Source organism: Gordonia sp. (in: high G+C Gram-positive bacteria) (genome assembly GCF_049299075.1).
Lineage (GTDB): Bacteria > Actinomycetota > Actinomycetes > Mycobacteriales > Mycobacteriaceae > Gordonia.
This window is the reverse complement of sequence record NZ_JBAQWU010000151.1, coordinates 1-3,569: the sequence shown is the minus strand read 5'-3', so window position 1 is coordinate 3,569 and position 3,569 is coordinate 1. Positions and strand designations below refer to the sequence as shown.

Sequence of the window (3,569 nt, the reverse complement as noted above, 5' to 3'; positions counted from 1 at the left end):
GCGGCCCCGGCCCAGAGTGCCAGCGCGATGCCGTCGCCGGTCGCGCCCGCCGGATTAGTGGTCGCCGCGTACAGGTGGCCTAGTCCGCCGGTCGCGAGCAGCACGGTCGGCGCCCACACGACACCGTCGCCCTCCTCGTCGCGGTAGACGACGCCGCTCGCCGCACCCGTCGGCCCCACGATGACCTCGGTGGCGCGCGCTTGGTCGAGCACGACGACGTCGACCGCGGCCAGCGCAGCTCCAAGCGCCGCCTGCACCTGTGCGCCCGTCGCATCACCTCCGGCGTGAATGATCCTGCGTACCGAATGCCCGCCCTCGCGGGTGCGCAGGAACCGTCCGTCGCGGCCGGTGTCGAAATGCGCCCCCCACTCCACCAGCTGCCGCACGGCCGACCAGCCGTCGGCAACGATCTCCTCGGTCGGTCGCGGTTCTGTCAGCCCCGCTCCGGCAAGGAGCGTGTCCGAAACATGCAGTGCCACACTGTCTTCCGGGTTGTCTGGTTCAACGACGGCGATGCCGCCCTGCGCGTAGAACGTCGACGTCGACTGCTCCGCCTGCTCGGGCACCCAGGCGCGGCCTTTGTTGAGCACCACCACCCGCAGCCCAGCCGCCGCGGCGGTGAGCGCCGCCGTCAGCCCGGCCACACCCGCGCCGACCACCACTGCATCAACCCGCATTTCTGCGCCCATCGCGATCTCACCTGCCTTCGCCTGCACTCCGGCGCCCGAATCAGACGTCGCACATCAACGGTTATCGACCGTTAATCGAAAACCTCCTTGGACAGCGTACGCCGATACCACCGTCGCGTGAATAGCCCCATCCGCGACTACAATGCATAACGGTGATGACCGAAAAGCCTGTTGACGACGTCGTCCGGGATCAACTGCCCGTCGTTTCGGCCGCCGCCGAGGCCGCTCGGTTCGGCACCGCCGCCTCCCATGTCGCTGCCGGCGCCGGACGTTTCCTGGTCGGCACAGCCAAGGACCTGCGCCACGGAAAGCTCCCCGGCAAGTCCGACGTCGCCCGCGAACTCCGGGTGACCTTCGAGCACCTCGGCCCCACCTACGTGAAGCTGGGTCAGCTAATCGCCTCGAGCCCAGGCGTCTTCTCCCCGGAGCTCTCCAATGAGTTCGAGTCACTCCTTGACCACGTACGCCCGGCCGACGCTGACGAAATCCACCGCATCATCGAGGCCGAACTCGGGCAGCCGGCCCGCGAGGTCTTCGCGACCTTCGACGACGAACCCATCGCTTCAGCGTCCATCGCGCAGGTCCACACCGCCACCCTCATCGGCGGCCAAGAGGTCGTCGTGAAGGTGCAGCGTCCCGGGATCGCCCGCCGCCTCGCCCCCGACGTCGCCCTCCTGGAACGGGTCGCTGGGCTGGTGGAACTCTCCGAGTACGGCCGAATGCTCAGCGCCCGGCACGTCGTCGAAGACTTTGCCGACGGACTGAACGCCGAACTCGATTTCCGCAATGAAGCCGCCACCATGGAGGAGTGGTTCGAATGCCTGCAGCCCGGACCCTTTGGTGACCGAGTGCGGGTGCCGAAGGTCTACCACGACCTCACCACCCCCAAAGTGATGACAATGGAGCGGATCTATGCGACCCGCATCGACGATGTGAAAGCGGTACGCGCCGCCGGACACGACGGCCAAGCACTGTGCCGCAACCTGCTGCTCTCGCTCCTCGACTCGGCGTTCCACGGCGGCTTGTTCCACGGCGACCTGCACGCGGGCAACGTCCTGGTCGACGAGGAAGGCAAGCTGGTCCTACTCGACTTCGGCATCGCCGGCCGATTCGATGCCCGCACCCGCCGGATCCTGCGTCAACTGGTCGTCGATCTGATCGTCAAACAGGACTACGACTCGGCTGGCCGCGCCATCTTCTTACTCGGCGCCGTGCACAAGCCGGGGTCGACGGTCCAGGGCGGCGAGGATCTCAAGAAGGTGACGCAGCCGCTGTCGACCACCGAGATGGCGTCGATGAGCTACACCGACCTGGGCCGCCAACTGGCCGCCGTCGCCAAGGCGCACGACGCGCGGCTCCCCCGCGAGCTTGTACTGGTGGGCAAACAATTGCTGTACGTGGAGAAGTACATGAAACTGCTAGCGCCGCGCTGGAAGGCCATCTCCGACCGGGAGATCTACGGCTATATGGCCGGGATCATGAAAGAAGCCGAACGCGATCGGCGCGCCGATCGGTCGGCAAAGAATCAGCAATAAGTACCGGCCTAATAGTCCGTTTACCGGGTCAACCTAATAGGGTATTACCCAAGCGTCGTCCGGACGGATGACCCCTGCAACCCTGGAGCCCCCTCTATGAGACGCGTCCTACCGCCGCTTCTGGCGTTCCTCAGCATCTTGTTCATCGCCGCGGCGATCACCATTCCGACCTACCTGGTCCCCAAACTGAAGGTCGTCCCGCTCGATCTGGACATCACCTCGGATGCGACTAGCGTGAGCGGAACCGGCGACACGGCGAGCCGCTTCCCCGCGCTGATCTTCGACCGCTGCTCAGTTTCCAAGGACAAGGCCGCACAGCTGAAGGTGAACCTGAAGCAGCAGCGCCGCTCGCTGATCGTCGATCCGTCCGATGCGAACCAGGCCACCCTGCAGGCCGCACAGACCGTGCTGATCGAGCGCATCGAAGGTCCCGACGGCGCCGAGATCACGCCGACCGTCGCCGCCATCGGCGAGCCCCGGAAGTGCGATGACGGCCTGTTGACCGCGAACATCGACCGCGTCTCAGTCGACCGCAAGTCATCTGCGCCGAACGGTGTCGTCAGCTCGCTGCAGTTGGAAGGCGACCCGGCCGGTGTGCCGGTGGCTGACGTCTCAGTGCACCTTGCCGACCGCAAGGGCTTCCAGTACAAGTTCGGCTTCGACGTCCAGAAGCAGGACTACTACTACTACGATCTGAACACCCGCCAAGACACGGTCACCAGCTTCGTCGAGGAGACGACCGTCAACGGTCTGACCGCGTACCACTTCCGGACTGAGGTCCCCGAGACTGATATCTCGGAGCTCCCGAACCCGCAGGGCGAGGCCCCGCTGGGCACCATCCTGAATATGCCGGCCAAGTGGTGGGGCATCACCGGCCGCGGTGTCGCACCCAATGACCTCATCACCATGCACCGCCACGCTTCGGCCGTACGGCACGTATACGTCGAACCGGTCACCGGCACCATCGTTGACGGCTACGAGGAACAGCGTCAGTACTTCAAGAGCCCCGACAATCCGGCCGACATCCCGGCCGCCGTCGCCGAGTTCCGCATGGACGCACTGAACGCCAACTTCCAGTGGGCCCCGTCGACCGTCGAGGCGCAGGTCGATCGCGCCACCGAGTACGTCAGCCTGCTGCGCTGGGGCGGCACCATCGTGCCGATCATCCTCGGTGTACTTGGCGCATTGCTCCTGGCCCTCTGGGCGTGGCTGACCTTCCGCGGCCGCGACGACAATGACCCGGCCGACGACGACGGTCCGATCGACGACGATCACACCACCGCGTACGCGAGCGAACCAGACCCGGAGTTTGCCGTCGTTGACGAGACCACCGAGTGGGCGGGCG

General features: G+C 66.0%; 3 protein-coding genes. 2 read left to right on the top strand and 1 reads right to left on the bottom strand.

Going from position 1 to position 3,569, the window contains the following annotated elements:
- Positions 1–677, bottom strand: a 677-nt coding sequence (locus tag WAW85_RS05105) for an FAD-binding protein (RefSeq protein ID WP_422558560.1), incomplete at its 3' end; no start/stop codon positions are given.
- Between the two features lie 167 nt (positions 678–844).
- On the opposite strand from WAW85_RS05105, the gene WAW85_RS05100 reads away from it, so the two are divergent.
- Positions 845–2,224: an ABC1 kinase family protein gene (locus WAW85_RS05100; RefSeq protein WP_422558561.1), complete on the top strand. Its 1,380-nt coding sequence runs from the start codon at positions 845–847 to the stop codon at positions 2,222–2,224.
- Between the two features lie 96 nt (positions 2,225–2,320).
- Positions 2,321–3,569 (top strand): DUF3068 domain-containing protein (locus WAW85_RS05095; RefSeq protein ID WP_422558559.1); only part of this gene is annotated, 1,249 nt, incomplete at its 3' end.

Coding starts and splice junctions, on each gene's coding strand:
- WAW85_RS05100 (WP_422558561.1), top strand. CDS start 845: ATGACCGAAAAGCCTGTTGACGACGTCGTCCGGGATCAACTGCCCGTC.